We start from the raw sequence: 2,194 nt of genomic DNA, 5'->3' as shown, positions 1-2,194 counted from the left end.
GGTTACCATTCCGACCCCACACGCCTCCGCTCACCAGCCCGACCGACGCGGCCGCCCGCTACTGTGTCCACAACCGCTACAGTCACGACACCCAGACCCAAAGTCCTCCCGCTGTTTCCCATTATATGTAGTAATGTCGGAAAACACCGTAGTTTGAGTGAACAATCGCGTGAACACTTCCTGCACGGGGAATACGGCGGGACTTCGAGGCGCGTTGTCAAAATTGACAGTCTAACTTCACACCGTGCCGGGCATGGATGGCCACGCTATTTTAACGTTATATCAAACTTATCTATTCATTGTAACGACTGACATCTACCGTTGGTCGTACTGGTGTGGTGGCTCCGGTCGCGGGGACCAGCCGCTCAACCGGAGCCATCACGCTAGTACGACCAGCCACTAGCAGTGGTCCACCAAGTCGCAGTATCCCACCAGCCAGAACCACCAATAGCACGACGAAGCCCCCGACCAAGGCAGGCCGGGGGCAACGTGTTAGTCTTCATCTAGATACTTAGCCAAGCGTCCGGCCTGGGTGGCGTCCACCGCGGCCGTGATGCGCGTGCCGTTATCGGTGTACTCAGTCGCGTCAATCTTGAGGTGGTCGTTAATGTAGCTGACCACCTGGCCGTCGCTAAACGGTATCAGGTAGCGGTGCGTTTCTTCGTGGGCGAACAGTTTCTCCTCGATTAGGGCCGCTAACTTCTCCAGTGACGCTTGGTCACGCGCGGAGAAAATCAGTTCCGAGTCGCCGACCATTTCGGGGTAGACGGTATCGGCACGCAGGTCGGCTTTGTTATCGATGATAATAGTGGGCACGTCGTGAATGCCGATGTCGGCCAAAGTCGCTTCGGTGACCGCCATCATGTCCTGGTAATGCGGGTCAGCGTAGTCCACCACGTGGAGTAGCAGGTCCGCGTTCTTGGCTTCGGCCAACGTGGCCTTGAAGGAATCCACCAGCTTGGTGGGTAACTTACTGACGAAGCCGACCGTGTCGCTCAATAGGAACGCGCGGTTGCTCGGCAGCTCGATTTTGCGCACCGAGGTGTCGAGCGTGGCGAACAGCATGTCCTTCTCCTCGACGTTCTTGGTCTCACCCTGCTCGGCAAAGAGGTTGAGGAGACCGTTCATGGTGGTGGACTTACCGGCGTTGGTATAGCCGACTAGGGCGACCGTCGGCAGGTGGCTCTCGTTGCGCTGGGCGCTGCGGGTCTCCTCGTCTTTGGCCTCATCGGCGAGCTCCTGCTTCAAGCGACTGATGCGCTTGGTGAGGCGCCGTTTGTCCAGTTCGAGTTGTGTTTCACCACTACCACGGTTGGCGAGGCCAGCCCCACCAGCACCGGTACCAGCGCTTTGCTGGTCAAAGTTGGCGTTGCGCTGACGCAGCCGGGGCAGGGCGTACCGTAGCTGGGCGATTTCGACCTGGGTTTTGGCCTGCTTGGAGCGGGCGCGGGTCCCAAAGATGTCGAGAATCAGCTGGGTGCGGTCAATGACGTCCACGCCGATAATCTTTTCGAGGTTGCGCAGCTGGCTGGGAGTCAGCTCGTCGTTCACGATGATGGCTTGAGCGCCTTTCAGCCGGGCCAACTCGCCAATTTCTTCGGCTTTGCCTTTACCAAAATAGGTGGCGGCGATCACCTGGTCGACGTTCTGGCGCACGGAGTCGACCACCACGTAATTATTGGCCGCAGCGAGATTGGCCAGCTCGGTCATTGTGTAATCAAAGTTCGGTTGGCGCCGGGAGATGCCGGCGACGATGGCGTTGGTTTGTGTTTCGGGCATAAAAAAATCCTCCTCACGGGCACGTCGGTTGAGCCAGCGTACCTGATGCGATGCTTGTGGTGTACCCCACAACATAGTAACTGTGCGATTGCGGGTGGTTAACAGGCATGAAAAAAGGGCCGCTGGGGCCCTACAGGTGCTCGATTACGGGCACACGTATCAGTCAGCGCACTGTTTCATTAACCTGCCAAAACAACACTTCTAATACGCATGTCCTTGCACCTCTTTCCGGAATAATTGTCCTCATTGTACCACATCCGTCCCCGTGTCTGGGGTGTTAGTGAACACAAAGTGGGGTGAACACGCGGGTGGACTTTGGGACTGCGGCTTACGTGCCCTCCGCCGTGGATTGCTACAGTAGTGTTGGCGGCCGCGTCGGTCGAACCGGTGAGCTGCGGCTTACGTGGGGTGCTCC

General features: G+C 57.9%; 1 protein-coding gene. It reads right to left on the bottom strand.

Annotated features, from left to right (window positions below):
• Positions 1 to 492: 492 nt before the first annotated feature.
• A complete protein-coding gene (gene hflX / locus LPA02S_RS11275) occupies positions 493 to 1,779 on the bottom strand; it encodes a GTPase HflX (RefSeq protein WP_056956735.1) in 1,287 nt (428 codons plus the stop codon).
• Positions 1,780 to 2,194: the final 415 nt, after the last annotated feature.

The organism is Lacticaseibacillus pantheris DSM 15945 = JCM 12539 = NBRC 106106, from assembly GCF_001591865.1.
Classification (GTDB): Bacteria; Bacillota; Bacilli; order Lactobacillales; family Lactobacillaceae; genus Lacticaseibacillus; species Lacticaseibacillus pantheris.
This window is presented reverse-complemented; position numbering and strand designations above follow the sequence as displayed.